This window comes from Achromobacter sp. EG18 (genome assembly GCF_059759395.1).
On sequence record NZ_CM186213.1, the window covers coordinates 2,383,944 to 2,409,447 of the forward strand.

The window sequence follows — 25,504 nt, forward strand, 5'->3', positions numbered from 1 at the left end:
ACACAAAGTGTCCTATAGAGCATTGATTTTCCGCAAGGGAAATGTGATTGGGGGAATCCCTGAGCGGCAGGAATAAAGTTCGCCTTTTTTGTTGAAGTTCGCCGCCTTGATGCAGGTGTCCGTGAATTCGAAGGACAACAATCCAGACGGCGAAAGGCGGCTAGCCTCCGCCCCATCAGCGCCAAGAAAGCGAAAAAATCGCCCTACCGCCGGCGATCTGTTGAGCAATGCCATTCGCCTTGGGAAAGGGTTATATGGATCGCAAGACTAGGCCATGCTTAGCTGGCCCGGGACGCTCGGCCGAGAATGACTGTCATTCAACTGCTCGTGCCACCATACGCTCACGATGACCCTCGAATTGCGTGCCGAGCCAAACGTGTCCGCGTAGCTGTTGGCACGCGCGACCAGGCGAAAGACGATCCCCATGTCCTCGGCAATGCCCTCATCCACGGCCCACAGGTTGTTGGATCGAACCCTCCACACTCCCCTCATCCAACCAGGAAGTCGGCAACGCGCCGGCTCTGGCCGCTGTCGCGCTGAACGTGCCCCATTGAGCGTTCAAGCGCGGCGCGATGAGCTGACTGGAGATACTCGCAATAGCTCGGTCGTGCACCGGAAAATATCAGCCGCCAGCTGCATGAAGGCGACCTTCTTCCGGTCGCTGTTCGACGTGCGATTCGGCCTCGTCAACTCGCACCTATGCAGTCGGTCCATACGTGTTGGCTCCGCTCCAGCATGTTAACGCGAGCGATGTTTGCTAAGGTAGTCCAATACGACAGCAACCACTGCCTCTGGTTGCTCTGGCAGCAACGCATGCGCGGCATTGGGAATCGTGACGTTGGTCACCCGATCGCCCAGACGATCGCTCAATACCCGCGCGAAGCGTTGCGGCGCGATCACGTCGTATTGCGCCTGCAAGTTCAGGATGGGTGCGACCCCGCCCGAAAAGAAATCGTCCACGGGCGTACGCTTTTGCGCGAGCGTCTGCATGGTCAATAGCCGCGTGTTCCATCCTGTCAGCCATACACTGGCGTCATTGCCCGGCGCAAAAAATACTTCTTGCAGGCTCCTGAGACGCACGTCCGTGGGAAGCGACGTGTCTCCACAACGTTCAATAACCGCCCGTGTTTCATGGCTGATCGGTAGTCCCTCAAAGCCCTCGGGCACCTTTCCAGCAGAACCTGCCAGCAGCAACAGCGCGCGCACCAAGTCCGGGCGGTCAGACGCCAGCGTTCTTGCAATCCAATTCCCATGCGCATGGCCCAGGATGAATGCTGGACCGGCGTTCTGGCTTTCCACGACCGCGGCGATATCCTCCGCCCAATCGTGCAAGGTTTTGTCTTCCAGCGGGCCCACACTGCGTCCATTTCCGCGCGGCTCCGGCCGCAGCACCCGGTATCCCGCGGCGGCCAAAGGCGTTGAAATCTCTTCCATATCCACCGCGCCTCGACCGAGCGAGGGCAGCATGACAAGCAAATCCCCCTGCCCTTGCGCATACACCTCGATACGAACGCCATTCCCACGTTCGACAAAGAATGCGCTTGTTGCGCAAACATCAGATTTATCTGCTTCGGCTTCTCGTTCCATGCGAGACTGTTGGACAACCGATTCCATTCGCGCTCCTGATTGCATTTAAGATTTTCACTTCTGAAAAGAACCCGCGCTTAGCACTCTAGGCGCTCGCCAAGCATCCATCCAATATTGAATTCAGCTAACAGTTATCGGAACTCTGACTAATGGACATTCGCCAGCTTCGTTACTTCGTTACCGTCGCGGAAGAACTGAATTTCAGCCGCGCGGCGACGAAGCTGCACATGTCGCAGCCGCCACTTTCCCAGCAGATCAAGGCACTAGAAGAAGAGATGGGTGTAGTACTCTTCCTGCGCACGCGGCGCGAAGTGAAATTGACGGATGCAGGGAAGGTGTTCCTACGCGAAAGCCGATCGGTGCTTGCGCATCTGCAAGCTGCGGTCGACACCACGCTCAAAACGGCAAAAGGCGACATCGGGGAATTGCGGCTGGGTATGGCGACGTCGGCCGTGTTTCACGTGATGCCAAAGATACTGGGGCGGCTACAGGCCCGGTTTCCAAAAGTGAATGTGGCCGTCACCGATATGGGGTCCCGAGACCAGATTCGGGCGGTGCTTCAGGACAAGATCGATATCGGCATCATTCACGAACAGCCCCACATTGAAGAGTTGGCTGCGCTACCGATATTTACCGAGCCTTTCAGCTTGGCCATTCCTTCCGGCCACGCCTTCGCCGCACGCACGGACATACCGTTGGGCGAAATGCGCGATCAGGCATTCGTGGCGTTCTCGCGCGAGTATGCACCCGCGCTCTTCGACAGCTTCATCGCCGCTTGCGCCGAGGCGGGCTTCAGCCCCAAGATCGCGCATACGGCGCGGCACGCGCTGACGATTTTCCAAATGGTCAGCCTGGGGCTGGGCATCGCGTTTGTGCCCAGTTCATTCGCGCAGAGCGCCGTACCTGGCGTGGTCTACCGCAAGCTTGACCAGGTGCAGCAACGCGTCCGCATCTGCGCCATCTGGAACCCCAAGAACCCCTCGGACGTTGTCGCCAACGTGGTCCGCGGCATTCTTGAGCCCCCTATTTCCTGAGCGTCCCTAGGCACAGTGGCGAGCGGGCGGCGCCGGCTCGGCCATGTCGTGAACGGTTGCGTTGGCCAACAGTTCACGGATTGGCGTTTCGGCCAGCGTCTTGAACGATTCACGCAATCTCGCCGCACCGTTCGAGCCCAACAGCGGTGTCAAAAGGGTAGCGGTCTTGGCCTCTATCGCCTCGCCACGCGAGGCGTTGGCCGCTGACCCCGACGGATTCAACACCGTGTACCGCTTCCACTCGCCATCCAGACACTGCACTTCGACCCAACCGCAAAAATTGCGCGGGTAAAGCGCGTCCAGGTCTTTGTCGTGGATCAGCTCCAGCTGCCCAGCGAGCCTGATGACATCCTCCGACTGCATCCTGCCCGCCTCGAATTGCTCGGGCAGCGCCGCGCCGTCCAGCAGCGCCACCGCCACACTGTATCGGCCGCTCATCTGTGCATTCAGCGCACTGCCGGGCAAATAGTCGTAACCGCACTGCACCCGAACCACCTCGGGCATGCCCACGCGCACGCGGCCGCCCGGCGCCCAGTGGGGCCGAAGCGCGATCGCGGCGTCCACATGCGCATGCACGCTGCCGCAGCACGCATAAGGCTTGAAATTTGTCTCTGGAGCGTGCCAATGCGTGCCAAGGCGATCAGTCAGCGCGGATTCGTCCGGATCTTCCGAGAATGCGCGCAGCCATCCTCCGTCTTCCGCCTCGAACAGCTGGGTAGGACCGGTCAAGCCCAGGCTCGCCAGTTCCGCCGCCATCACGCCGGCATGCGCAGCGCGCCCCGGGTGAAAGCGTTTTGAAGACGCTCCGTCTGCCGTAAACGCAAACAGTCCGCCCGACTGCGTTCCCGCCAGCCCCAAGGCCCAGCTGGTACGCTCGGCATCCAGCCCCAGCATTACAGAAGCCGCCGCCGCAGCGCCCAACGGACCGCACACGGCGGTCAAGTGCCAACCGTGCAGCCGCGCCAGCGCGGGCTTAAGCGCCAGGGAACTTCGGATGATGATCTCGTAGCCCGCGGCCAGTGCGGTCTCGACACGTTCGGGCGTGGCGTCGTGGCTTTCAGCCAGTGCAAACACCGTTGGCACAACCACTGCACCCAGATGTACCTTGGCGTTGTGGAAGTCATCCAACTCAAAGGCATGGGCGGCCGCGCCGTTCACCATGGCGGCGTCGGCCGCTCGCAGTCGTCCTGTGGACTCTCCCCAAATCCGCGACACCCCCTGCAAGCCGGAACCCGGCGCCAGCGCCCAAGACCGGATGGCCTGGGTCCACGGCTGCGCGCCTCCTACCATTGCGCACGCGAACGTATCCATGGCCAGCAGACGCAAGGCGCGCCGCACGCCCTCTGGCACGTCATCGCGCCGCAGACCTGAAATCCATTGCGCAAGCGCCTTCGTGGTGGTCGTCATCACTGCTTCTCCTTAAAACGCCACGCGAATGTTCGCATCCGAGACAATGCCTTTCACCTTCTCGATATCTTTGCGAATCACCTCTGCGAAGGCCGCCGGCGTCGACGGGACGGTGACAAACGACAGTTCCTGGAATCTGGCTTGCAAGGCGGTATTGGTTTTCACCGTCTCGACTTCCTGCGCCAAGCGCTGCACGACCGGCTCGGGCATCCCTGCCGGCCCCCACACGCCGTACCACGACAGCAGTTCGAAACCCGGCAGACCGCTCTCTGCGACGGTGGGTACATCTGGCATTTGCGGCAGACGCTCAGCGCTGGTTACCGCCAGCGGCCGCAACTTGCCGGATTTGACGTGGGGATAGACGCCGGGCATGGGCGACACGGCGGCTGACACGTGGCCGCCCATCACATCCGTGAGCTGCGGCGCCGCGCCCTTGTAGGAGATGATGTCCATGTCCAGCTTCAGTCCATGCTTGATGAGTTCTTCAGCCAGATGGCCCGACGTGCCATAGCCGGACGTCGCCCAGGTGTATTTGTTCTTCCCGCCTTTGACCAGCGACGTGAATTCACGCAAGTCCTTGGCGGGTATGCCGGGATGCGTCACCACCAGCAAGGGCACGTATCCGACCTGCGCGATGGCGGTGAAGTCCTTCTCTGCGTCATAGGTGGCGCGTCCCATCACCAAGGGCATTTCCACCTGGCTCGACGCGTTGAACAGCAAGGTGTAGCCATCGGGTGCAGCGCGCGCAACGTATTCAGCGCCGATCAATCCCGAAGCGCCAGCGCGGTTCTCGACGATGATGCTCTGGCCCAGCCTGGCCTGCAATTGTTCAGCCACCAGGCGCGCCATCGTATCGATGGATCCGCCTGGGGTATACGGCACCACCAGGGTGATCGCCTTCTGTTTCGGGTACGTCGTATCGGCCCATGCGGTGGCGGGGAGGGCTGCCGCGCCAGAGGCGATCAGTGCCGCCAAGGGCAGGCTTGCGCGCAGGAGCGCGCGACGTTGATTGGACTTCATGTTGTCTCCAGCCAGGGATGTAGAGTTCATCCGCAGCGCACACCGCGCTCTCACGGTTGCGGGTGCCGACTGCGAATGGCGCGGACGGTCTGTCGCGTCCTTGCAAGCACTCTATCTTTGCGGCTTCAACACAGTCCAATATCGATTTCGACCAACAGTTATATGTCTGACTACGCCATGTTGCGCAGGTCAGCGCGCTGATCGATGCGCCAAAGATCCGCCAGCTTTTCCTTGGCCGCAGCGGCGCCCAGGCATGGGGTCGCGAGCTCGATGAACTTTGACTCAAGCTCGGCGTCGCTGAGCGGATCCTCCGGGTCGCCCTTTCGATTCGCCTGGACGTGAGTCCGCCGCTCCCCGGACATGAATTCAATCTCGATCCGAGCGGAACGATTCGCCGGGAACGCGGCGTCGATATCGGGATCCGCATGCACGTCGATACGGTCGATCAGCGCGCCGAGCACAGGGTCGTGGACACGTTCATCGTCATAGGCGTTCAAGCGGACGCTGCCGTGAAGCAAGGCGTGCGCCACGACGTAGCGCAGGCTGAAGCGTGCCTCGTTGGAGCTCGCGGGCTTGCCATGGCAAGCGATGTCCAACGCGGGACGATAGGTGTGGACATGGATTCGGCTGGCGTCCCGGATGTTGAAATCCTCGCCCGCGCGCAGTGCGAGCGCGGCATCGATGGCCGCGAATGTATGGCCGCAACCCACATGATTCTTGAACGTCAGCCGAGTAATGTGAAAGTCCTTGCCCAAGGTTTCGCCCACGCCATCCCAGGAGGGGCCATCGCTCATGGCTTGGCCCAGCCCCCCTTTTCCGTCCAGCATGTCCCAAGCCCCCGTCAGCCCCCGCCATGCGGCCTTCGAGGCGAGCACGCCGGCTTCTGCCGCCCGCGCAGCATGCAGGGGTTTTGACATGGAGTCGGTGCGAAAGGCTTGCTGCAAACCCGCCGAAAAGGTGGCGGCGGTGCCAAGGGCATGGGCAAACTGCGCTTGGGTCAGACCGTAGGCGGAACCGGCTGCAGCGGCCGCGCCGAACGCGCCCACCGTCCCGGTGCTATGCCAGTACTGATAATGCGCGCGGCCCAGCACCACGCCGATACGGGTGGACACTTCATAACCTGTCACGATGGCCTTCAAAAGCCGCTCCCCGCTCAGACCCTGTTCCTGGCAGGCCGCGAGCGCCGCAGCGATGGTTGCGGCCCCGGGGTGATACATCGCGTCCCGATAGCTGTCGTCCAGTTCCGCGGCATGCGCGGCCGCCCCATTGACGAGGGCCGCCGAGCGCGCCGTCGCCTGCCCCCCCGCCACCAAATCGGCCACGTCGCAGGCGGGTTCGTCTAGCAGCAACGAACGCAATATTCCCACGGCAGGATCAGACGCACCGGGGTAGGCTGCGGCATACCAATCGATCAGGGCGCGCTTGGCGTGCCGGCTGACCTCTGTGGGCAGAGGCTCCTGTTGAATCTTGTCGGCAAATGCGCTCAGAACTTCTATGGCATGCATGCGGCAGCTTCCAAGTGACATTCGATTTTCTCAAAGGTGTCTGGCCATCTGGCCAGCCCTGCCGAGTCTAGGGCCGCCAGCGAGGCCGCCGCAACGAGGAAATTCCATCTAATGAAATTAGGTACCAGACGATGCGAAAGGCGCGGGAGACAGGCGCTAGCGCTTGCCGCCCAACAGACTCAAAACGTGGGGCAGGAGCGGCAAGGTATTGGCTGGATTCCATACCGCCGAGTATTCCGCTTCGACCACGAGGCCATCGATGTCCTTGAACACCACGCCCGGGACGCCTGCGCGGGCGAATGACCGTGGCACAAGCGACACGCCTCGCCCCATCGCCACCAGGCTCACCACGGACACGAGGTGCTTGGCGTAATGCATGATCCTGGGGCTGAACCCAGCCTCCATGCAAGCGGCGATTGTCAGGTCATGAAAGCTTGGCCCGCTGTGCCGGGGAATGGCGACGAAGGCATCTTCGGCCAACTCTTGCAGCTTGACGCGCCTGCTTCGCGCCAACCGGTGCCCTTCGTCAAGCGCGATCACCAGCCCGACGCGTCCCACGGGTATCGACCTCATGTCGCCCACGCCCTGAGAAACCTGGGCAAAACCGATGTCGATGCGGTCCTGCTCCAGCGCCTGAAGCTGCTCCCACGACCCCATTTCTTCCCACACGCTTTCCAGACCCGGAAGATCGCGTTCCAAACCCAGCACCACTTCCCTGATGTCCATGAACAAGACCGCCGCCACAAAGCCAATGCGCAGGCGCCCGGCATCGCCACGTTCGGCACGCTGCACCGTGCGGATGGAAAGCTCGGTCTGCGCCAACAATCTGCGGGCTTCCTGGACCAGCGCCGTGCCGGCCACCGTCAGCTTGACGCTGCGTTTGTTGCGGTCAAAAAGCGTGACGCCCAGCCGCTCTTCCAACTGCTGGATCGCCTTGGTCAACGGCGGCTGGGAAATGAACAGGCGCGCGGCGGCGCGCCCGTAGTGGAGCTCTTCAGCAAGCGCAAGAAACATGCGCATCGACTTCACATCCATAGCGCGGGGCGTCAGAAATAGAAAAGTTTGGAGGAGACCGCCAAATTCAGTAATTCCGAAGAAGAATTACTGACATCCGAAAAACATATTGGACGGCTATTACACAGAATAAGCAGAATCGCCCACTAGAACAAGATTCATATCGGAGACTTTCATGCGCAGCCCCTATTCTCGATGGTTTGCAGCAATTGGCACTTGCGTGCTGGCCGCGGTTAGCGGGGGGGCGAAAGCCGACTATCCCGAACGCCCCATCCGCCTGATCGTGACGTTCGTCCCCGGCGGTGGCGCCGACCTGTTGGCGCGATACCTGGGCCAGGCCTTGACGACCGATCTGAAGCAGACGGTGGTAGTAGAGAATCGGCCTGGCGCCGGTGGCATGATCGGCGTGGAGACGGGCCGCAACGCGCCCGCGGACGGCTACACACTGACCCTGATTTCCTCGAGCTACACGGTAAACCCCAGCCTGTACCGGATGACGTTCGACCCGGTCGCGGACATTACGCCCATCGTGCAGGTATCGCGCGGCCCCTTGCTGGTAGTAGCCAGCCCCGGCTTCGCCCCCAATACCGTGCCCGAACTGATCGACTACGCCAAGAAGCATCCAGGCGCCATCAACTATGCGTCTTCGGGCCAAGGCAGCGTCATCCATCTGGCCAATGAAATGTTCAACCGCAAGGCGGGTGTCGAGATGACGCACATCCCTTACAAGGGCGGCGGCAACGCACAGAATGATCTGATGGCCGGCCAGGTGCAACTCTATTTCGCGGCTACCGCCAGCGCGCTGCCACATGTTGCCTCCGGCAAGATGAAGGCGCTGGCCGTCACCACCGCAACCCGCATCGCCGCATTACCCAATGTGCCGACAATCGCCGAATCCGGTCTGCCTGGCTACGACGCCACGCTCTGGTACGGCTTGATCGGCCCCAAGGACCTGCCCGCCCCCATCGTTGAGAAGCTCAACGCCGCCGTCAATCGCGCATTGCTGGCCCCGGAAGCCCGCGAGAAGTTGTTGGCCGATGGCGCCGAACCGGCAGGCGGCACGCCCGCCGAATTCACCGCCACGATCCGCAACGAGATTTCCCAATGGGGCAAGGTGGTTCAGGACCTGGGCATCAAGCCCGAATAATTCAGGAGCAAGCATGGCACGCGTCAGCCCCCCGCAGGTTCAGGACATGTCCGCTGAACAGAAGCGAATTTACGACCTCATCGCCTCCGGCCCGCGCGGCCGCGTGCGCGGCCCGCTGGCGGTATGGCTGCACCGGCCATCCATGGCCGAACCCGCGCAGGCGCTGGGCCAGTTCTGCCGCTACAACAGCTCCCTCTCTCCCCGATTGTCCGAACTCGGAATTCTCGTGCTCGCACGCTGGTGGGGCTCGGAATTCGAATGGTGGGCGCATAAGGCAATCGCGCTGAAGGCGGGCGTGTCAGAGGCGGTGATCGACGCGTTGCGTGATGGCAAGCCCATCCCGTTTGCAGAAGCCGATGAAGCTTTGATCCACGAGTTCCTGACGCAGCTGCACGAGAAACGCCGCGTGTCTGACGACGTCTACGCACGCGCCGAAGCCATGTTTGGCCAGCACGGCGTCATCGACCTGGTGGCGCTGGCCGGTTACTACACCCTGATTTCGATGACGCTGAACGTTTTTCAGATAGACCCGCCCGAGGGCGAGCCACACGAGCTGAAAGCCGCAGACAGCGTCACTCCTTAAACACGGCATGTCATCAACAGATAGAGCGAGGACCATGAGCAAGAGGCTGGAAGGAAAAGTTGCGATCGTCACCGGCGCGGGCTGCGTCGGCCCCGGTTGGGGAAATGGACGCGCCGTGGCGGTGCGCTTCGCGCAGGAAGGCGCCAAGGTTTTCGCGGTGGACAAAAGCGCGGACGCCATGGCGGAAACGCTGCTGCGAGCCAAGGATGCGGGCGGCGACATCACCGCCTGGACGGGTGACGCGACGGTCAGCGCCGACGTCCACGCCATGGTGCAGGCTTGCGTCGAACGCTATGGGCGCGTCGACATCCTGGTCAACAACGTCGGCGGGTCGCGCCGCGGCGGGCCGGTGGACTTGTCCGAAGCCGACTGGGATGCGCAGATGGACTTCAATCTGAAGAGCGTATTCCTGGCCTGCAAACACGTTATCCCCATCATGCAAGGCCAAGGCGGCGGGGCCATCGTGAACACCGCGTCCACATCCGGCATCCGCTGGACCGGAGCGGCGCAGGTTGGTTACGCATCAGCCAAAGCCGGCATCATCCAGCTGTCTCGCGTCGTCGCCGTGGAATACGCCAAGCACAATATCCGCGTGAATACGGTGGTTCCGGGACAGATGCACACCCCCATGGTCGAAGCGCGGCTGGCCGGACAGCGCGCAGGCGGCAACGTGGATGCCCTGCTGGCTGAGCGCCAGGCCCGCATTCCCCTGGGCTTCATGGGAGATGGCACAGACACCGCAAATGCGGCGCTGTTCCTTGCCTCCGACGAAGCCCGGTTCGTTACCGGAACCGAGATCATCGTCGACGGCGGCATGAGCGTGCGCTGCGACTGACATCGCCCATTGAATAGAGAGAGGCGCACCAAGCGCCTCCCAGGAGACATCATGCATGATTCGACGCAGTTCTTCTCGTTCCAGCGCAGGCGCATCTTGCACACTCTAGCAGGTGCGGCGCTGTTGGCATGTGGCGGCGCACCCGCGCTGGCTGGCGCCTATCCCGAAAAGCCGATCCGGCTGATCGTCGCGTTCTCGCCGGGTGGGCCGACGGACGTGCTGGCGCGGCTGGTCGCCAAGCGCCTGGGCGATGGCCTGGGCCAGCAGGTCGTGGTAGAAAACAAGCCCGGCGCGGGCGGCAACATCGCCGCCGAAATGGTCGCGAACGCGCCCGCCGATGGCTACACGTTGCTCTACAACAGTTCGTCCATTGCGATATCGCCGGCATTGTTCGCCAACGACAAGCTCGACCCGGGGAAGATCTTCACCCCCGTCGCCTCGGTAGCGAACGTACCCTTGGTGTTGATCGTCAACCCCGAAGTCTCCGCCAATACGGCTGTGGAATTCGTCAAGCTACTCAAGGAAAAGCCTGGCAAGCTGAACATGGGTTCCTCCGGCAACGGCACCATCGATCATTTGACCAGCATTCTTTTCGCCCGCCAGACCGCAACCGACTTCGCGCATGTGCCCTACAAGGGCAATGCCGCGGCGCTTCCTGACCTGCTTTCCGGCCGCATTGAATTCATGATGTCCGGCAGCCTGAACGCGTTCCTGCCCTACGTGAAGGAAGGCAAGTTGAAGGCGCTGGCCGTCACGACGGCAAAACGCGTGTCGGCACTGCCGGAGGTTCCCACCCTGGCCGAGACTGTCGCCCCCGGCTTCGATTCCGGCACCTGGCAAGGCATTGTTGGTCCAGCCGGCATGCCCACCGATGTGACTGCGCGCCTGAACCAGGCTGTCAACGATGCCGTCAACGACCCCTCGCTCAAGGCCAGCCTGGACGCGCAGGGCGCCGAAGCCACGCCCGGCACGCCCGCGCGGTATGGCGACTTGATCACGTCTGAATACCGGCGCTGGAGCGCCATCATCAAAGAAACCGGCGCCACCTCAAACTGAATCGAGCCCACCCATGCCCCTGGCCCGCGAACCCTGGGATTGCCATACACACATCTTTGGCCCCTGGAACGAATACCCGCTTGCCGAGCGCCCCACCTATGTGCCCGACGAAGCCCCGTTCCATGCTCTACAAGCCTTGCATGCCGAATCCGGCATCACTCGCGGTGTCATCGTCCAGGCCACGCCTTATGGCGATGACCACCGCGCGTTGCTGGCAGCACTGTCCGCCAGCCACGGCGCGTATCGCGGCATTGCCGTCATCACGGAAAACACGTCCGAGGAAAACCTCGCCCACATGCACCAGCACGGCGTGCGCGGCATACGCCTGGGGATGATGAAACATCTGGCCGGCAAGCCGGATGTCTCGCGTATGGGCGAGCTGCTGGCGCGCATCAAGCCCTATGGCTGGCACGCGCTGGTGCATGCAGAGATGGCCGATGTGCTTGCCACCGTGCCCGCCCTGCTTCGGTATGACGTACCGCTCATCATCGACCACATGGCCCGCGCGCCCGTCGCACGCCCGCAGGAATGGCAGCCGCTGCTGGCACTGCTGCATCACCCCAACCTCTGGATCAAGGTCTCGGGGGCTGACCGCGTGACGGATGGCGCGAACGGTTTCCAGGCCGCGCTGCCGCTGATGTCGGCGCTGATCCAGGGCGCTCCCACCCGCGCCATCTGGGGCAGTGATTGGCCGCACGTCAATATCCGCTACCCCCAGCCGCGCTTGCCCGACCTGCTTGCCCTGCTGCGGCGCGCCTGCGGCGAAGACCCTGCCGTGCTGGATGCCGTGCTGCACGGCAACCCCCGCCGGCTCTACGGCTAAGTTCATCCATCCCTTCTTGTGGAGGCCCTATGTGGGAACCCTCTCAGCGCTACCCCGACCCCGCCATTCGAACGCTGGCGCCCCAATTTGAGAAGTACCACCTGCTGTCCGCCGCCGTGGAACGCTTGGCAACGGGCTGCCGCTGGGCCGAAGGCCCCGTATGGTCTGGAGATGGCCGCTATCTGCTGTGGAGCGATGTGCCCAACGACCGCATCCTGCGCTGGGATGAGATCAGCAATTCGGTCCACGTCTACCGCACGCCATCCAACCACGCCAACGGCAACACGCGCGACCGCCAAGGCCGGCTGATCACCTGCGAACACCGCAGCCGCCGCGTGACCCGCACCGAGCACGATGGACGCATCACCGTGCTGGCAGACAGTCACGCGGGCCGGCCGCTCAATTCACCGAACGATGTCGTGGTCAAGTCGGATGGCTCCATCTGGTTCACCGACCCGCCCTTCGGCATCGTCGGTCACTATCAAGGCGAACCTGCCCGCCAGGAACTGCCCGCAAACATCTACCGGATCGACGGTGTATCGGGAGAACTCACCGTTGCTGCCGAAGGCGTGAATGGTCCCAATGGACTGGCGTTCTCGCCCGATGAAAAGCTGCTGTACGTCATCGAATCGCGCGCACGCCCGCGCAACATCCTGGTGTTTCAGGTTCAGGACGACGGCGTCACGCTGTCGCGGCCGGATGTGCTGTTGAACGCCGGTTCCGGAACGCCCGACGGCTTTCGCGTCGATGTCGACGGCAATCTCTGGTGCGGTTGGGGAATGGGCACCGAAGAACTCGACGGCGTGCGCATCTTCTCGCCCGACGGCGAAGCCATCGGACATATCGCCCTTCCCGAACGCTGCGCAAACCTGTGTTTCGGCGGCACGCACCGCAATCGCCTGTTCATGGCGTCATGCACATCCATTTACTCCTTATACGTCAACACCCAAGGAGCGCCCGGCGGTTGAATTGCCGGCTTCCAGGAGTCCCCACACCATGAAAAATAGAATCCTCAGCACCATTCTGGGCGGCGCCTTGGCGACCGCATTCACGTTTGCCAGCGTCAGCATCGCCGCGCAGCCTACGCGTCTGGTCGTCGCTTTTCCCCCGGGCGGTCCCGCCGATTCCTTGGCGCGCATTCTGGCCAAGGAGCTTGAAACCGAGCTCAACACGACCGTCATCGTTGAAAACAAGCCGGGCGCCAACGGCGCCATCGCCGCAAACTATGTGATGCGCAGCCCCGCAGACGGCAGCGTGCTGTTCCTGAGTTCGGCGGGCGCCATCGCGATCAACCCGTCTCTGTATACCAGCCTGTCTTACAAGCCGACCGCAGACCTCACGCCGATTGCGCTAGTGGTGCACACGCCCGAAGTGCTGGTGGTCTCTCCCAAGAATCCGATCAAGACCGCCTCGGACTATGTCTCCGCCGCGGCCAAACGCAGTGAACCCGCTACTCTTGCCTCGTCGGGCGTAGGCAGCATGCCTCACATGACCATTGAGCTATTCAAGAACCAGACGAAGGTCGACTTCCTGCATGTGGCCTACAAGGGCGCCGCGCCGGCCATCGCCGACACCATCGGCGGTCACGTAGAGGCATTTTTTGGCGATGTCTCGGGCTTGATGCCGTTCATCAATGACGGACAGCTTGTAGCGCTGGGCGTCGCGGCGCCCGCACGCTTGAAGTCCTTGCCCAACGTGCCCACGCTGGCGGAGCAGGGCATTCCGAACGTAGAGGCGAGCAACTGGTATGGCGTGTTCGCACCGAAGGGCGCGTCGCCGGAGGTCGTGGCCAAACTGAACGAAGCCGTACGCAACAGCCTGAAGGCCAACGCACTGATCGCCAATCTGGCCAGCCTGGGTGTGGAACCCAGCCCCTCGTCGCCCGAAGCATTCCGCGATCTGGTGCAAAAAGACACCGCAAAATGGGCGGCGGTCATCAAGGCGGGCAACGTCAAAGCCGAATAGGGCGATCCCAAAGCCCACATGCGGCGCGCCCCACTCGGGGCGTGCTTTGCATTCCTGTTATCCGCCGGCGTTCAAGGGTTGTCAGTGATTCCAGCATCCTTGATGATCTTGGTCCAGCGGCTCTCTTCCTGCTTCACGTATTCACCGAGCCCTGCGGGCGTTCCCACAGCGGCGACTAGGCCTTCCAGTTCCAATGCCTTTTGGAAGTCAGGCTCGTTCGACGCCTTCTTGATTGCCTTGTTTAACTGGTCGATAACCTCCTTGGGGGTGCCTTCCGGCACGAACACACCGTACCAGCTATCGACGAAATACCCCGGCTCGCCAGATTCAGCCACCGTGGGAACGCCCGGATAGGCCGGCGAGCGCTCCTTGGTCGTCACCGCCAATGCCCGCAATTGCCCACTCTTTACGTGGCCGCTGACGCTGGCCGACGTAGAGAAAATCATGTCGATCTGCCCGCCCATGAGGTCATTGATCCCGGGCCCCGCGCCCTTGTAGGGTACGTGCAGGATGTCGATCTTTCCCAGACTCTTGAACAGCTCCCCCGCCAAATGCGCAGACGTGCCGTTGCCGTACGAGCCGAACGTCAACTTGCCCGGATTGGCCCGTGCATACGTGAGAATATCCTGCACACTCTTGAACCGGGACTTGGGTGACACCACCAGCACATTGGGAGACTTTCCAATCATCGCCACTGGTGCAAACGCCTTATCCGTGTCATAGGGCAGCTTCTTGTGTATGGCAGGGTTGACCGCGTGCGCAAAGGTCGACATCAACAGGGTGTAACCGTCCGCCGGACTCTTTGCGACGTTCTCGGTGCCGATGATCGTGCTGCCACCCGGACGATTCTCAACCACCACTGACTGACCCAATTCATCAGTCAACCCTTTGGCCAACTGACGAGCAACAATATCGGTACCACCGCCAGGCGTAAACGGCACTACGATCCGCAATGGCCGATCCGGAAAGGCAGCCCATGCCTGCGGCGCCGACAACATGCCCGTCGCCAACAAAATGGCGCCGAACGCCTTGATACGTCGCGTCGCGACCCGGCTAGATTTCATGATTTGTCTCCTGATATTTCCTGCGCCTGTCTGAGTGCAGCGCATGAGAAAAGTGTAGAAGTGGCAAACTTGTTTGCCACCTCACGAATTCCACCTGTTGGAACTAGGCAGACGTATCCCGCAAGACGGCGATGCCGTCGGCCGCGCACACACCCAGCCCCAAAGGCCGGACAAACAGCGGATTGATCTCGGCTTCCAGTAATTGATCCTGCAAAGCCTCGGCCATACGCGAGAACGCCAGCACCGCCTCGACAAGCGCCGGGACGTCTGCAGGCTCCCGTCCGCGATATCCATCCAGCAAAGGCCACGTCTTCAGGCGCCGCAGGGCCGCTTCGACCTGATCCGCTCTCAACGCCGAGCCATCCGCCGGCAGCAGCAGCAAAGTCGTGTCGCGGACCAGTTCGGCAACCACGCCGCCCATGCCCAGCAAAATGGCGGTGCCCAACGGGTCCTTGTGCAACCCCACGATCACCTCCGCCGCGCCGGACACCATTTCCTGGACCAGATACGCCTTGGGCTCCCTACCCGTATGCCGCTGCACATCGGCCGCCATCTGCCGCATCCGTTGGCCGATGTCTTGCGGGGAAACATTGACGGCAACGCCGCCGACATCGCTTTTGTGCGTGATTTCGCCGGACAAGAGCTTCAGTACCACGCGCGGTCCCAGCTTCCGGGCGGCGTCAACGGCCTGCGCTTCGGTGCTCACCACGAACTCCCTGACGCCTTGAACACCAAAGCGGGCGAACAACGCCTTGGCCTGGGCTTCATCGAGCGAACCGTGCTCTTCGCAAGTAACTGGCTCCTGCGCTGCGGTTCGCGTATGGTCCGACTCCGAGTGCACCGCGCGCGCCTGCACTTGCCACATCGCCGACAAGGCCGCGCTGACGCTCTCCGGCGCGTGGAACGCGGGAATACCGTAGCGACTGAGCATCTCCGCCGCGTCTGGGGCATGCGGGCTGATATAGGCCAGCAGTGGCTTGACGCTAAGCGCGAGCGAGTCCCTGAGCGCATCCGCCATCAGTTCCGGCTGCGCCACCGCGGACGAGCCCACGATCACGACGAGTGCATCGTAATCATCGCTTTCGAGCACGATGCGGATTGCGCTGCGCAGCAGGTCCGGCTGCAAGCCCGCCAGCGTGACGTCGATCGGGTTCCGGTCCAAGGCCGCGTGGTCCCCCTTTTGCAGCGCTCGCAGCGCCTCGCCGGTGCGCGCATCCGGGGCCGGCAGCGCGAAGCCCGCGACGCCCAGGCAGTCCGCGACTAGCGTGCCCGCCCCGCCTGTCGACGTCAGGATCGCCACCCGGCGGCCGCCGAGCTTGCGTTCGTTAGCCAAGGCCGCCGGAATATCCAGCAGATCCGAAAAGGTTTGCGCGCGAATGATGCCGACCTCTTCGAACAACGCGTCATACATGCCGTCTGCGCCCGCCAACGCACCCGTGTGCGACGCTGCGGCTTGCGCCCCGGACTCCGACCGCCCGATCTTGAAGGCCACGATGGGCTTGCCAACGAGTGCGGCCTTACGCGCGGCCGCGCGGAATGTCCTGGGGTTGCGAATGGTCTCCACGTACAGCGCGATCACACGGGTCGCCGGATCGTCGGCCAGCGCGTCTACAAAGTCGGCCAGGTCCAAATCGACTTCGTTGCTCGTGGAGATCAGCTTGGAGAAGCCGATGCCCCGGGCCGCGGCGCGCGACAGCAACGCGCCCAGGATGCCGCCACTTTGCGACACCAGGCCAATTGCGCCGCTGTGGAGCTGGTCCATCGCCAGCGCCCCGCTAGCGGACAAAGTGATACGATCAGTCAGATTGACCAGCCCGATCGTGTTCGGCCCCAGGATCCGCATACTGCCTGCCGCTTCACGTAATTCGCGCTGACGGCGAGCGCCCTCCTCGCCCGTCTCGGAATAGCCGCTGGCAAGCACGATTGCCGCGCCCGTACCAATAGCAGCCAGATCGCGGATGGCCTGTTGCGTACGCTCGGCTCCGAGCAGCACGATCGCCACGTCGGGCGCCTCCGGCAAGGAATGCACGTCGGGATAGCAACGCAGGCCATCTATTTCGGAAGCCTTGGGATTCACAGGGTAGATCCGTCCCGGAAATCCATGCTTGCGCAAGTAACCCACCGGCCGGCCCGATGTCTTGATCGGATCGGCAGATGCCCCGACGACGGCCACGCTTTGGGGTTGTAGCAACTTCTCAAGGCCGCTCACTTTGCGTCTCCCTTGGCCTGGGCCATCTTGGCCAGAAACGCGGTCACGGAATCGCGATGCTCAGTGCTCGTGTAGCAAATTCCCTGAGCCTGACTGCCCATCGCGAACACCTGATCCGCCGTCAGTTCGGAGCTCTGATCCAGAATCGACTTGCTCAGGGCCAGCGCAGTAGCGGATCCTTGCGACAATTCCGCCGCCCACGCCTGCGCTGTCCTCAGTTCATCGCCGGCAGGGGCCAGGCGGTCGGCAATGCCCAGCGTGAGCGCTTCATCAGCCGCGACCTTGCGGCCGGAATAGATCAAGTCCTTGGCGCGCGCAAGACCCACCCGGCGAGGCAGGAAGTACATGCCGCCCCCGTCCGGAATCAGCCCCCGGGCGATGTAGCTCCAGGTAAAAGTCGCGTTTTCGGACGCAACAATGAAATCGCAGCTCAATGCGGTATCCGCACCCAGGCCGGCGGCCGCGCCATTCACCGCCGCAATCGTCGGCTTGGGCATGCGGAACAGCAGACTGACCGCATGGTGCACCCGCTGCTGGCGGGACCAACCATTGAAAGCCACCTCGCCCGCGGGCGCATCCATGCGGCGCTGCATGCCCGAGATATCCCCGCCTGCGCAGAACCCCTTCCCCGCGCCAGTCAACACCAGCGCCTTGATGGCGCGATCCTGGGAAACGGATTCCAGTGCATGGATCAGCTCAGCACGCATCGGGTCACTGATCGCGTTGCGCTTCTCCGGCCGGTTCAACGTCAGTGTTGCCACGCCCTGATCCGTTTGAAGTTTGATGAATTCGTAGTCCGCCATCTCTAAGCTCCGTGATATCGAAACGCCAGCGGTTCCCGTTGCGGAATTTTTCCTGGCTAGCTCTGATGACACAGTAAGCGGTACAGTTGCTGAAAACACTTCCTTATTTCCACAGGATGGAATTGCATGGCTGCGTCTGCTAAGCCCGAGCCCTCTACTCGAACTCGTGATCGTTTCGATGGCATCAGCCAGAATCGATCCCTCGAACGCGGCTTGGAAATACTGCGCGCGTTTCGACCTGGCACCGATTTATTGGGCAATGGCGAACTGGCGGAACGCACCGGACTGTCGGCGGCGACGGTCAGCCGACTGACGCAAACCCTGGTGACGAGCGGCTTTCTGGAACACGACCGGGCAGCACGCGCCTACCGGCTTGCCGTGCCAGTGCTGAGCCTGGGGCACGCCATGCGCGCCGCCTCGCCCGCTCTGAAGGCGGCCACCCCGCTGATGCAGGAGCTCTCCAACAAGCTCAAGGTCAATGTCGGCCTGGCCGCGCCGGATCGCGCCGAGATGATTTACCTGGAATCCATCAGGTACAACCGCAAACCGGCCCTACGCACGATCGTGGCAGGCCAGCGAGTGCCTATTGAACTGACATCGCTGGGACGCGCCTATCTGGCCACACTGGACGCCGCCGCTCGCGATGCGCTGATACGCGGCATCAAGCGGAGCTACCGCAGCACAACTTGGAAGCCGGTCGGCGCCGAAATCGACGCCGCGATCGCCCAAGTTCACGCCGATGGCTACTGCGTCGCGTCCTGGCAGCCTGGCGTAGTTGCGATGTCGACGCCTCTGAGACTGTCGAGCGGTCGGACGATGGCGCTGAATCTGAGTCTGACGACTGACGAACCATGCGCGCCGGTGGCGCGACTATATGTGGGAGAGCTGTTGGCGCTGAAGGATCGTATTGCTCATGTGCTGGCGCTTTCTGAACCCGATACTTTCCCTTAGCGTGTCCACATGCAAGCGTCTGAAGGATCTCGCGCGAGACAGACTGCAGCCGCGCGTTTCCTCCCAATATGCGTTCGAGCATCAAGCGCTTTGTCTCCTCCTTCATCGAATCATTTTGCTCACGCTTGAACGCGATCAAGCGGGTAACGCCCGCGTTCTCGATCAGCACATCCCCTAGAGGTGGGTCCATGGGGGATTGCTGCAGCAGATTTACGCACATGGGGCGCATCTCTCCGCCGGTCTGTTGCCCAACGATCAAGCCCAAACTCTAAAGAAAGTTTCCTATGACAATATTTTCGTACGGGTCCATAGAGTCTGCACATCCGTGGCGGTCTGATTGGAACAAACGACGGCACAACAGATTAACGGCAGCACTTTTGACAGACTCGCCGCACCACCTGTATGTCGGCGGGAGGCGGGCTCCCAAGAAATTACGGTGTCTCCCCTGCCAGCCTCCCCGTGCAGTTCCATAAGGCCAATTAAGGAAAAAAGGGTAAAATGGGTAAAAAGCCTATTAAGGCTCAACCAACCCCGCTGTAGGGAGAACGATCATGGCTGCTTCCGCATTGCTCGCTGAACCTATCACCCGCCTGCCGACGAAGCCCGCCTCGGCAGTCAAGAAGGACGGCTGGCGGGGTGTCGTGCGCAGTCTTGCCGCCGCCGAAGGAAGGCTCGTCGTCACGAACCACGATGAGCCGGAGGCCGTGATCATGACGGTGGCCGAGTACACACGGATCATGGACGCGCTGAGCGCTGCCCAGGCCGCCGTGCCGGACCCGGTCGAAGACCTGCGCCGCAGCTTTGATCAACGACTTGCCGCGCTGTCCGCCCCCGACGCGGCCGAGCGCCTGCGAAGCGTTATGCGCAACCCTGGCCCGTTGGCTGGCCGGGTTAAGGCCGGATCCACATTTTGATGGAACGCCCGATTCTGTACGTGCTGGCGGGAGTGAATGGCGCCGGCAAAAGCTCGGTGGGCGGCCATATCCTGACTCAGGCCGGCATGGCCTGGTTCAACCCTGACACCTTCGCTCGTGAGCTTGTACAGCGCTTGGGCCGGTCCCAGGACCAGGCCAATGCCGAGGCCTGGGCGGAAGGGGTGCGGCGGCTGGACGCGGCAGTGGCGGCGGGCGGGTCGTTCGCCTTCGAAACCACCCTGGGCGGCCAGACCATCGTGGAAAAGCTCATCGCCGCGGCGTCGACACACGATGTGCTGGTCTGGTACTGCGGCCTGCGCGACGCCGAGCACCATATTGCGCGAGTGCGGGCCCGGGTGGCGCGCGGCGGCCACGACATCCCCGAAGAACGCATCCGCGAACGCTGCAAGACGTCCTGCCGCAATCTGCTGAAATTGATGCCGCGCCTGGTCAGCTTGCGGGTCTACGACAACAGCGTGGACGTAGAGCCTGGCGAGGCCGTGCCTGAGCCGGCTCTGGTCCTCTACGTGGACGAGGGCCAGGTGCACTATCCCACTTCGCTTGCGCAGATGCGGGACACGCCTGATTGGGCGAAGCCGCTCGTTGAGGCCTCGTTGTCGGCCAGCGAGTAGTGCAGCCTGCGCTCGGTATAAAAGAGGCTGCGCCGGGGCGGCACCTCGGAGCACGCTGCATCCCGGCGACGCGGCGGCCCGCGGCATCGGCGAAGGCGACATCGTGCGGCTGTTCAACGATCGCGGCGCCTGCCTGGCCAGCGCCACGCTCAGCGACCGCATCATGCCAGGCGTGGCGCAACTGCCCACCGGCGCCTGGTACGACCCTGTGCGGGACGCGCAGGGCGAAGTGACGATGTCCGGCCACGGCAATCCCAACATCCTGACATGTGACGTCGGCACCTCGTCGCTGGCGCAGGGTTGCAGCGGCCAGTTGACGGCGGTGCAGGTTGAGCGCCATGACGGACCATTGCCGCCGGTCCGGGCCTTCGATCCGCCCCAAACGGCAGCGTCCGCGCGCTGACACCGCGCTCCGCTTCCCACTATCCCGGCAGCTTGCCGTGCTTGTGCTTGGCGCGTTCGGCCAGTCGCAGCGCCATGTCCTGCTGGCGCTGCATCAGGTCGGCGATCTGCTCGGCATAAAGATCGATGAGATCGCCGCCCACCGGCTCCGGATCAGCCCCGTCGTCGATCGCCACGACGGCCCCCGCCTGGTCCACGCCCCAGATCCGGCTGCCGTCGCCCACGATCTTCAGCACCGGCAGGATGCCGGGCAGACCGGCCTCGGCAAGCTGACGTTGTTGCGCCGAAATGCTGGCCCATTCGGGCAACTCCGGCGCATCGACGCCCAACAGCACCACACCGCGCCAGAAGGTCCAGGCCGGGCCGACTTCGAACTCCTTGGGGCGCGGCCAGACTTCCTCGCGCGCCATCACGCACAGGCCGTTGGTGCGCTGGCAGAAGGCCGCGAACGCCACCGGCAGCGGGAACCCGACAGCGGCCTCCAGGCTCGCGATCGCGGCCGCATCGGGCGCGGGCGCGGCCACCACCTCGAAATACGCGGAGTCCACGGGGTCCAGGATCTCCCATATGCGTTTGTGGAACTGTTCGGCGGTCATGGTCATGCAAGTTTCCTGAATCAAAAGACAAGTCCCGGCCCGCCGCCAGGACGGGAGGCCGGAATGGCACAACACTATAGCCGCGAAGGTGGCCGCATGGCCCCAGGTTTGGCGTGACATCGGCGGGCAGTGGCATCTCTCCGATGGCCGGCTGCCCGCGGCGATCAGTATCTGGGAAAACTCATTGCGGAATGCGCCGCCTCGGCATCCCCGCATCGCATGGCAATACAGCATGCGGGGCGGCCGTTGATTCAATTCGCGTATGCGCCACGCTGACAGTTGTGTCCAACGATGAAAACCATGGCGACATTCCGCACCATCCGCCATACTCGACACCTCTGACGCGTCAAACAGGCAGAGGAGGATTCGCGATGAAAGACGCGGCTCGACATATGGGATATCGGGCGGCAGCGCGCGGACAGTCGCTAGAGTCGTGCCCTTTTATGCGGGCCGACAAGTTGCCCACTCGCACAGGCGAAAATCTGACTCACTGGCGCGAGAAAGTTGAAGCGTGGGAGCACGGTTGGCACGAGTGCGTCAATGCACGCCTTCCCCTCATACGCGATGAGGCCAAGGCTGCCGACAAGGCTCCGGAAAAAGACAGCAGCCATTAGCAGCGCCAGCTTCGACAAATGCCGTATTGCACGACATCGGAACCCGATGTAATTTTCCGATGCCCTCGGAGGGGGTGGAAACCTCCGCGGGACATCCACCCGGTCACGCGCCTTCTTCGCCGTGTGTCGCGGGTGGGCCGCAGCTGGCCAACTCGCCTCCTAACCTCGGCGGCGCGGCCCGGTCCACCGCTCAAGGGCTTGCAGCCGCGCAGCCTCGGCCTGCCGCAGCGTCCGGTAGAACATCGCGCCGCTGGCGACCAGCGCGCCAAGATCCTTCTCGTCAAGCTTCGGGGCGAGTCGCTCCAAATGGCCGGCATAGATCACCAGCACGCGATCCCAGTCGTCGAGGTTCGGCGCGGGTGCGGGTGTCGAGATCATCATGGCCAACAATTCTTCACTGTCCATACGCGGCCTCTATCGGAAGCGGTCAGGATCTCATGCCGCACGGCAGCGATCGGAAAGCAAGAGTAAGAACAGCCTACCGGCGTCACAAGCCTTGCCAACCGTTGCACCCGGGCGGACCATTCAGCAAAGTTACGCCGGCAAACATCCCAAGGACCGCGGCGCACCTGGCCAGTGCAGCAGCACTATTGCGTCGCCCCCCGATCGGGACAACACTAATAACCGTCTCCACCCCGACGGTAAAGCCTGAATTCCCATAGGGCCCAGCGCAGAAGAGGTGTGACCCGGGCTGGCGAGACATCACGGCCGACCGCTACGAACATCACGAACGGACTGCAATGCTCCGCGCCCTACGCCACGGACCCCGGCCGGCATGAACAGGCCGGTGAAGATTTCCGGGGGCTTTCCCATGTACGCTCACATCCAGATTGGTGTTCATGACCTCCACGGCATGACCGCCTTCTATGATCGGGTGCTGCACGAGCTAGACTTGGTGCGCCTCACCGACCTGCGCCAGATCGGGCCGGCCGGTGTCATCTGGCGCAGGCCCGGCGCACGCTGGCCCCAGTTCGTCATCAATCTGCCCCTCAACGGCGAGCCGGCAACGACGGCAAACGGCTCGCAGGTGAGCTTCCTGGCGCCCAGCCGAAGCGCGGTGGATGCCGCCTGGGAAGAAGCGCTTGCCGCGTCTGGCAAGGACGTGGGCCAACCAGGTCTGCGTCCCCGGTACGCGCCTGATTTCTATGCGGCTTATTGCCTCGACCCGGAAGGCAACAAGCTGTGTTTCGTGCATACCCCCTAGCCAGGCGCCGCCCGCGCCGACAGGGCGCCGCCCCCCTCTCTTGCGGGCACGATCCATGCTGGCGCCCAATGAACGCGAGCCCGCCAAGGAAGACAACGGCGGACATTCGGTTTGTCGCGTCAGTACAACCGCCTCGCTGGGCGCAAGGGGACAGCAATGCGCAATTCGGACGATTCCCGCATGCCTCGCGGCGGCCGGGGCGAAAGGCAGGCAATCCACACGCCGCGGCGTACCCGGGGGCCATGGCAGCTGTTGGCCCTTTGGATTCTGGTGGTCGCCGTCCTGCTCCTGGTTGGCCTCGTGTGGCGCTGGTCGCAGTAGCGGCAAGCCACGTAAGCCATCTGGCTCATTGGCTCTGGGCGTTGGGCACGGACCGCGACGACTGCGCTGTAGGCACTGGCGTTACGCGCCAGATCGTGTTCGATAGATCGTCGGCGACGATCAGCGCACCTTTCGGGTCAACCGTCACGCCTACGGGGCGGCCGCGAGTCGTGCCATCGCTATCGCGAAACCCGGTGACGAAATCGACCGGCGGACCAGACGGCCTGCCGTCCCGGAACGGGACGAACACCACTTTGTAGCCCACGGGCTCGCTGCGATTCCAGCTGCCGTGTTCGCCAACGAAGACCCCGTTGGCGAACCGCCGCCCCATCGCATCCGTCGAAAAGTCGACGCCCAATGCCGCAACGTGCGCACCCAGGCTGTAATCCGGCTTGATCGCCGCCGCGACCTTGGCCGGGTCCTGAGGCCTTACGCGAACATCGATATTCTGCCCCCAATAACTGTATGGCCAGCCATAAAAAGCGCCCTCTCGCACCGCCGTCAGATAATCGGGGACCAGGTCCGGGCCGATCTCATCCCGTTCGTTTACGACGGCCCACAGCTGGCCTGTATCCGGCTCAATGGCCAACGCCGTCGGGTTGCGCAACCCCGTGGCGTAGGTCTTGTATTCGCCGGTGCTTGCGTTTATCCGCCAGATACGCGCTCGATCAACCTCCGCCGCCATGCCCCGCTCCGTGATATTGCTGTTGGAACCAATGCCGACATAGAGATATCGGCCATCCGCGCTGGCAGCCAGCGCCTTGGTCCAGTGATGGTTGATTTCCGATGGCAGCAGCGCCACCTCCTGGGGCGGACCGCTCGCCTTGGTCTGCCCCGGCTGGTAGTCGAACCGCACCACGGCATCCTGGTTGGCAACATAGAGCTTGTCGCCTACCAACGCGAGGCCATAAGGCGCATTCAGGTTCTCGGCAAAAGTCGAAACCTCGTAAATGCCATCGCCGTCGGTATCGCGCAGCAGGCTCAATCGGTTGCCGCCTTCCACCTGGCTCGTGCCGCCGGCCTTGATGATGCCGGCTATCACGTCCTTGGGCCTGAGCTTGGCAGCGTTGCCGCCCCGGCCCTCCGCCACCAGGATGTCGCCATTGGGTAATACCAGCGTCTGCCTCGGAATTTTCAACCCGGTCGCGATGGCTTTTACCCTATAGCCATCAGGCACTGTCGGAACGCTATCGCGCCATTGCTTGGGCTGCGCGATCACCATGTCGGGCAGCAGCCTGCGCTGCGGCTTCGGCAAATCGGGAGACGGACCCACCTGCGCGGTTTCCGCTTGGCCGCTACAAACCCCAACCATGACTGACAGCGGGAATGCGGCAAACAAGCCCACGTATCTCATACGGTTCCCCTGACATACGGAGCGCGCAAGCCCAGCCATATCGCCGCACAGGCAAGCACCGTCGTAACCACCGACAGGGCCAGGCCAACCGGCATGCTGCCCCATGCGTCGCCGGCATGTACCAGCGCGTTGAAAACGCCAATTATCCACACGGCCGCGAGTAGCAACGCATAGGGCACGGTCCTGCGCGGCTGCCGGCCACGCCGGAACAAATCGACAATGGCGAAGGCCAGTGCGATACCGCCGAACACCAACGCCCCCAGGAGCAGCCAGGCGGCGAAATTATTCCACTGGACGTGTAAAGATTTCGCATACGCTATATCGCTGAGGGCCGTCCCGAGAAACAAGGGAAACATCCCCGCCAGGAATACGGCGTGCACGGGATGTACGGTCAAAACGTACCTGTCCACGATATTGGGGGTCACGTCAATCTCCTCCTGAGCGACCGGCGCCGGCCATCGCGG

At 62.8% G+C, this 25,504-nt stretch carries 25 protein-coding genes and 1 pseudogene; 14 read left to right on the plus strand and 12 right to left on the minus strand.

Features of this window, described 5'->3' with window-relative positions:
• Positions 1 to 738: 738 nt before the first annotated feature.
• On the minus strand, positions 739 to 1,614 hold the full coding sequence (locus tag AC6CR5_RS10745) for an alpha/beta fold hydrolase (protein ID WP_223821449.1): 876 nt from the start codon (positions 1,612 to 1,614) through the stop codon (positions 739 to 741).
• Between the two features lie 122 nt (positions 1,615 to 1,736).
• On the opposite strand from AC6CR5_RS10745, the gene AC6CR5_RS10750 reads away from it, so the two are divergent.
• The gene (locus AC6CR5_RS10750) at positions 1,737 to 2,621 is read left to right on the plus strand and encodes a LysR family transcriptional regulator (RefSeq protein ID WP_045953259.1); all 885 of its coding nucleotides are present in this window, start codon (positions 1,737 to 1,739) and stop codon (positions 2,619 to 2,621) included.
• A 6-nt stretch (positions 2,622 to 2,627) separates the two neighbouring features.
• On the opposite strand, the gene AC6CR5_RS10755 is transcribed toward AC6CR5_RS10750, so the two are convergent.
• From AC6CR5_RS10755 to AC6CR5_RS10770, 4 genes are all read right to left on the minus strand, one after another.
• Positions 2,628 to 4,028 carry an MmgE/PrpD family protein gene (locus AC6CR5_RS10755; protein ID WP_058664865.1) on the minus strand — a complete coding sequence of 467 codons (1,401 nt, stop codon included), beginning with the start codon at positions 4,026 to 4,028 and terminating at the stop codon, positions 2,628 to 2,630.
• A gap of 12 nt (positions 4,029 to 4,040) precedes the next feature.
• Positions 4,041 to 5,048, minus strand: coding sequence for a Bug family tripartite tricarboxylate transporter substrate binding protein (locus AC6CR5_RS10760; protein WP_020928625.1), 1,008 nt, complete (start codon positions 5,046 to 5,048; stop codon positions 4,041 to 4,043).
• 170 nt (positions 5,049 to 5,218) lie between these two features.
• Entirely contained in the window at positions 5,219 to 6,553 is a 1,335-nt protein-coding gene (locus AC6CR5_RS10765; protein WP_327762229.1) for an MmgE/PrpD family protein, read from the minus strand.
• A gap of 156 nt (positions 6,554 to 6,709) precedes the next feature.
• Positions 6,710 to 7,588, minus strand: coding sequence for a LysR substrate-binding domain-containing protein (locus tag AC6CR5_RS10770; protein WP_026382806.1), 879 nt, complete (start codon positions 7,586 to 7,588; stop codon positions 6,710 to 6,712).
• A gap of 154 nt (positions 7,589 to 7,742) precedes the next feature.
• Between AC6CR5_RS10770 and AC6CR5_RS10775 the strand changes: the two genes are divergently transcribed.
• The 7 genes from AC6CR5_RS10775 to AC6CR5_RS10805 are packed head-to-tail and all read left to right on the plus strand — an operon-like array spanning position 7,743 to position 13,976.
• Positions 7,743 to 8,714 (plus strand): tripartite tricarboxylate transporter substrate binding protein, encoded by a 972-nt coding sequence (locus tag AC6CR5_RS10775; protein WP_020928628.1) that lies wholly within the window; start codon positions 7,743 to 7,745, stop codon positions 8,712 to 8,714.
• A 13-nt stretch (positions 8,715 to 8,727) separates the two neighbouring features.
• Positions 8,728 to 9,297, plus strand: a complete 570-nt coding sequence (locus tag AC6CR5_RS10780) for a carboxymuconolactone decarboxylase family protein (protein WP_020928629.1) — start codon at positions 8,728 to 8,730, stop codon at positions 9,295 to 9,297.
• Between the two features lie 34 nt (positions 9,298 to 9,331).
• A complete protein-coding gene (locus tag AC6CR5_RS10785; RefSeq protein WP_026382809.1) occupies positions 9,332 to 10,132 on the plus strand; it encodes an SDR family NAD(P)-dependent oxidoreductase in 801 nt (266 codons plus the stop codon).
• Between the two features lie 51 nt (positions 10,133 to 10,183).
• Positions 10,184 to 11,188: a Bug family tripartite tricarboxylate transporter substrate binding protein gene (locus AC6CR5_RS10790; protein WP_047991301.1), complete on the plus strand. Its 1,005-nt coding sequence runs from the start codon at positions 10,184 to 10,186 to the stop codon at positions 11,186 to 11,188.
• A gap of 13 nt (positions 11,189 to 11,201) precedes the next feature.
• Positions 11,202 to 12,011 carry an amidohydrolase family protein gene (locus tag AC6CR5_RS10795; RefSeq protein WP_047991302.1) on the plus strand — a complete coding sequence of 270 codons (810 nt, stop codon included), beginning with the start codon at positions 11,202 to 11,204 and terminating at the stop codon, positions 12,009 to 12,011.
• A 29-nt stretch (positions 12,012 to 12,040) separates the two neighbouring features.
• Positions 12,041 to 12,979, plus strand: coding sequence for an SMP-30/gluconolactonase/LRE family protein (locus AC6CR5_RS10800; RefSeq protein ID WP_026382812.1), 939 nt, complete (start codon positions 12,041 to 12,043; stop codon positions 12,977 to 12,979).
• A 28-nt stretch (positions 12,980 to 13,007) separates the two neighbouring features.
• Positions 13,008 to 13,976, plus strand: a complete 969-nt coding sequence (locus AC6CR5_RS10805) for a Bug family tripartite tricarboxylate transporter substrate binding protein (protein WP_020928634.1) — start codon at positions 13,008 to 13,010, stop codon at positions 13,974 to 13,976.
• 71 nt (positions 13,977 to 14,047) lie between these two features.
• Here AC6CR5_RS10805 and AC6CR5_RS10810 read toward each other — a convergent pair whose 3' ends face one another.
• The 3 genes from AC6CR5_RS10810 to AC6CR5_RS10820 all read right to left on the minus strand — a co-directional run bounded on the left by AC6CR5_RS10810 (position 14,048) and on the right by AC6CR5_RS10820 (position 18,052).
• A complete protein-coding gene (locus tag AC6CR5_RS10810; protein ID WP_020928635.1) occupies positions 14,048 to 15,040 on the minus strand; it encodes a Bug family tripartite tricarboxylate transporter substrate binding protein in 993 nt (330 codons plus the stop codon).
• A gap of 103 nt (positions 15,041 to 15,143) precedes the next feature.
• The gene (locus AC6CR5_RS10815; RefSeq protein WP_026382813.1) at positions 15,144 to 17,249 is read right to left on the minus strand and encodes an acetate--CoA ligase family protein; all 2,106 of its coding nucleotides are present in this window, start codon (positions 17,247 to 17,249) and stop codon (positions 15,144 to 15,146) included.
• Positions 17,246 to 18,052, minus strand: coding sequence for an enoyl-CoA hydratase/isomerase family protein (locus AC6CR5_RS10820; RefSeq protein WP_020928637.1), 807 nt, complete (start codon positions 18,050 to 18,052; stop codon positions 17,246 to 17,248). Before AC6CR5_RS10820 ends, AC6CR5_RS10815 begins: the two co-directional genes overlap by 4 nt.
• Positions 18,053 to 18,178: 126 nt before the next feature.
• Between AC6CR5_RS10820 and AC6CR5_RS10825 the strand changes: the two genes are divergently transcribed.
• The 4 genes and pseudogenes from AC6CR5_RS10825 to AC6CR5_RS10840 form a co-directional block, all read left to right on the plus strand.
• The gene (locus AC6CR5_RS10825; RefSeq protein ID WP_251200833.1) at positions 18,179 to 19,003 is read left to right on the plus strand and encodes an IclR family transcriptional regulator; all 825 of its coding nucleotides are present in this window, start codon (positions 18,179 to 18,181) and stop codon (positions 19,001 to 19,003) included.
• A 551-nt stretch (positions 19,004 to 19,554) separates the two neighbouring features.
• Positions 19,555 to 19,917: a hypothetical protein gene (locus AC6CR5_RS10830; protein WP_047991306.1), complete on the plus strand. Its 363-nt coding sequence runs from the start codon at positions 19,555 to 19,557 to the stop codon at positions 19,915 to 19,917.
• Positions 19,917 to 20,549, plus strand: a complete 633-nt coding sequence (locus AC6CR5_RS10835) for an ATPase (RefSeq protein WP_020928640.1) — start codon at positions 19,917 to 19,919, stop codon at positions 20,547 to 20,549. The genes AC6CR5_RS10830 and AC6CR5_RS10835 overlap by 1 nt, the downstream gene beginning before the upstream one ends.
• A gap of 52 nt (positions 20,550 to 20,601) precedes the next feature.
• Positions 20,602 to 20,952 (plus strand): annotated as a pseudogene (locus AC6CR5_RS10840) (molybdopterin dinucleotide binding domain-containing protein); the annotation flags it as partial.
• A gap of 19 nt (positions 20,953 to 20,971) precedes the next feature.
• Here AC6CR5_RS10840 and AC6CR5_RS10845 read toward each other — a convergent pair.
• A complete protein-coding gene (locus AC6CR5_RS10845; protein WP_251200834.1) occupies positions 20,972 to 21,553 on the minus strand; it encodes an SMI1/KNR4 family protein in 582 nt (193 codons plus the stop codon).
• Between the two features lie 386 nt (positions 21,554 to 21,939).
• Here AC6CR5_RS10845 and AC6CR5_RS10850 point away from each other — a divergent pair, with 386 nt between their 5' ends.
• Positions 21,940 to 22,161 (plus strand): CrpP-related protein, encoded by a 222-nt coding sequence (locus AC6CR5_RS10850; protein WP_396027363.1) that lies wholly within the window; start codon positions 21,940 to 21,942, stop codon positions 22,159 to 22,161.
• A 159-nt stretch (positions 22,162 to 22,320) separates the two neighbouring features.
• Here the strand turns inward: AC6CR5_RS10850 and AC6CR5_RS10855 are convergent, their stop codons facing one another.
• Positions 22,321 to 22,566 carry a hypothetical protein gene (locus AC6CR5_RS10855; protein ID WP_047991308.1) on the minus strand — a complete coding sequence of 82 codons (246 nt, stop codon included), beginning with the start codon at positions 22,564 to 22,566 and terminating at the stop codon, positions 22,321 to 22,323.
• Positions 22,567 to 22,936: 370 nt separating this feature from the next.
• On the opposite strand from AC6CR5_RS10855, the gene AC6CR5_RS10860 reads away from it, so the two are divergent.
• Positions 22,937 to 23,365, plus strand: a complete 429-nt coding sequence (locus AC6CR5_RS10860) for a VOC family protein (protein WP_047991309.1) — start codon at positions 22,937 to 22,939, stop codon at positions 23,363 to 23,365.
• A 346-nt stretch (positions 23,366 to 23,711) separates the two neighbouring features.
• On the opposite strand, the gene AC6CR5_RS10865 is transcribed toward AC6CR5_RS10860, so the two are convergent.
• Positions 23,712 to 24,998, minus strand: a complete 1,287-nt coding sequence (locus tag AC6CR5_RS10865; RefSeq protein WP_412514204.1) for a PQQ-dependent sugar dehydrogenase — start codon at positions 24,996 to 24,998, stop codon at positions 23,712 to 23,714.
• Between the two features lie 38 nt (positions 24,999 to 25,036).
• Positions 25,037 to 25,465: a DUF2231 domain-containing protein gene (locus tag AC6CR5_RS10870; protein ID WP_251200836.1), complete on the minus strand. Its 429-nt coding sequence runs from the start codon at positions 25,463 to 25,465 to the stop codon at positions 25,037 to 25,039.
• Between the last annotated feature and the right edge of the window lie 39 nt (positions 25,466 to 25,504).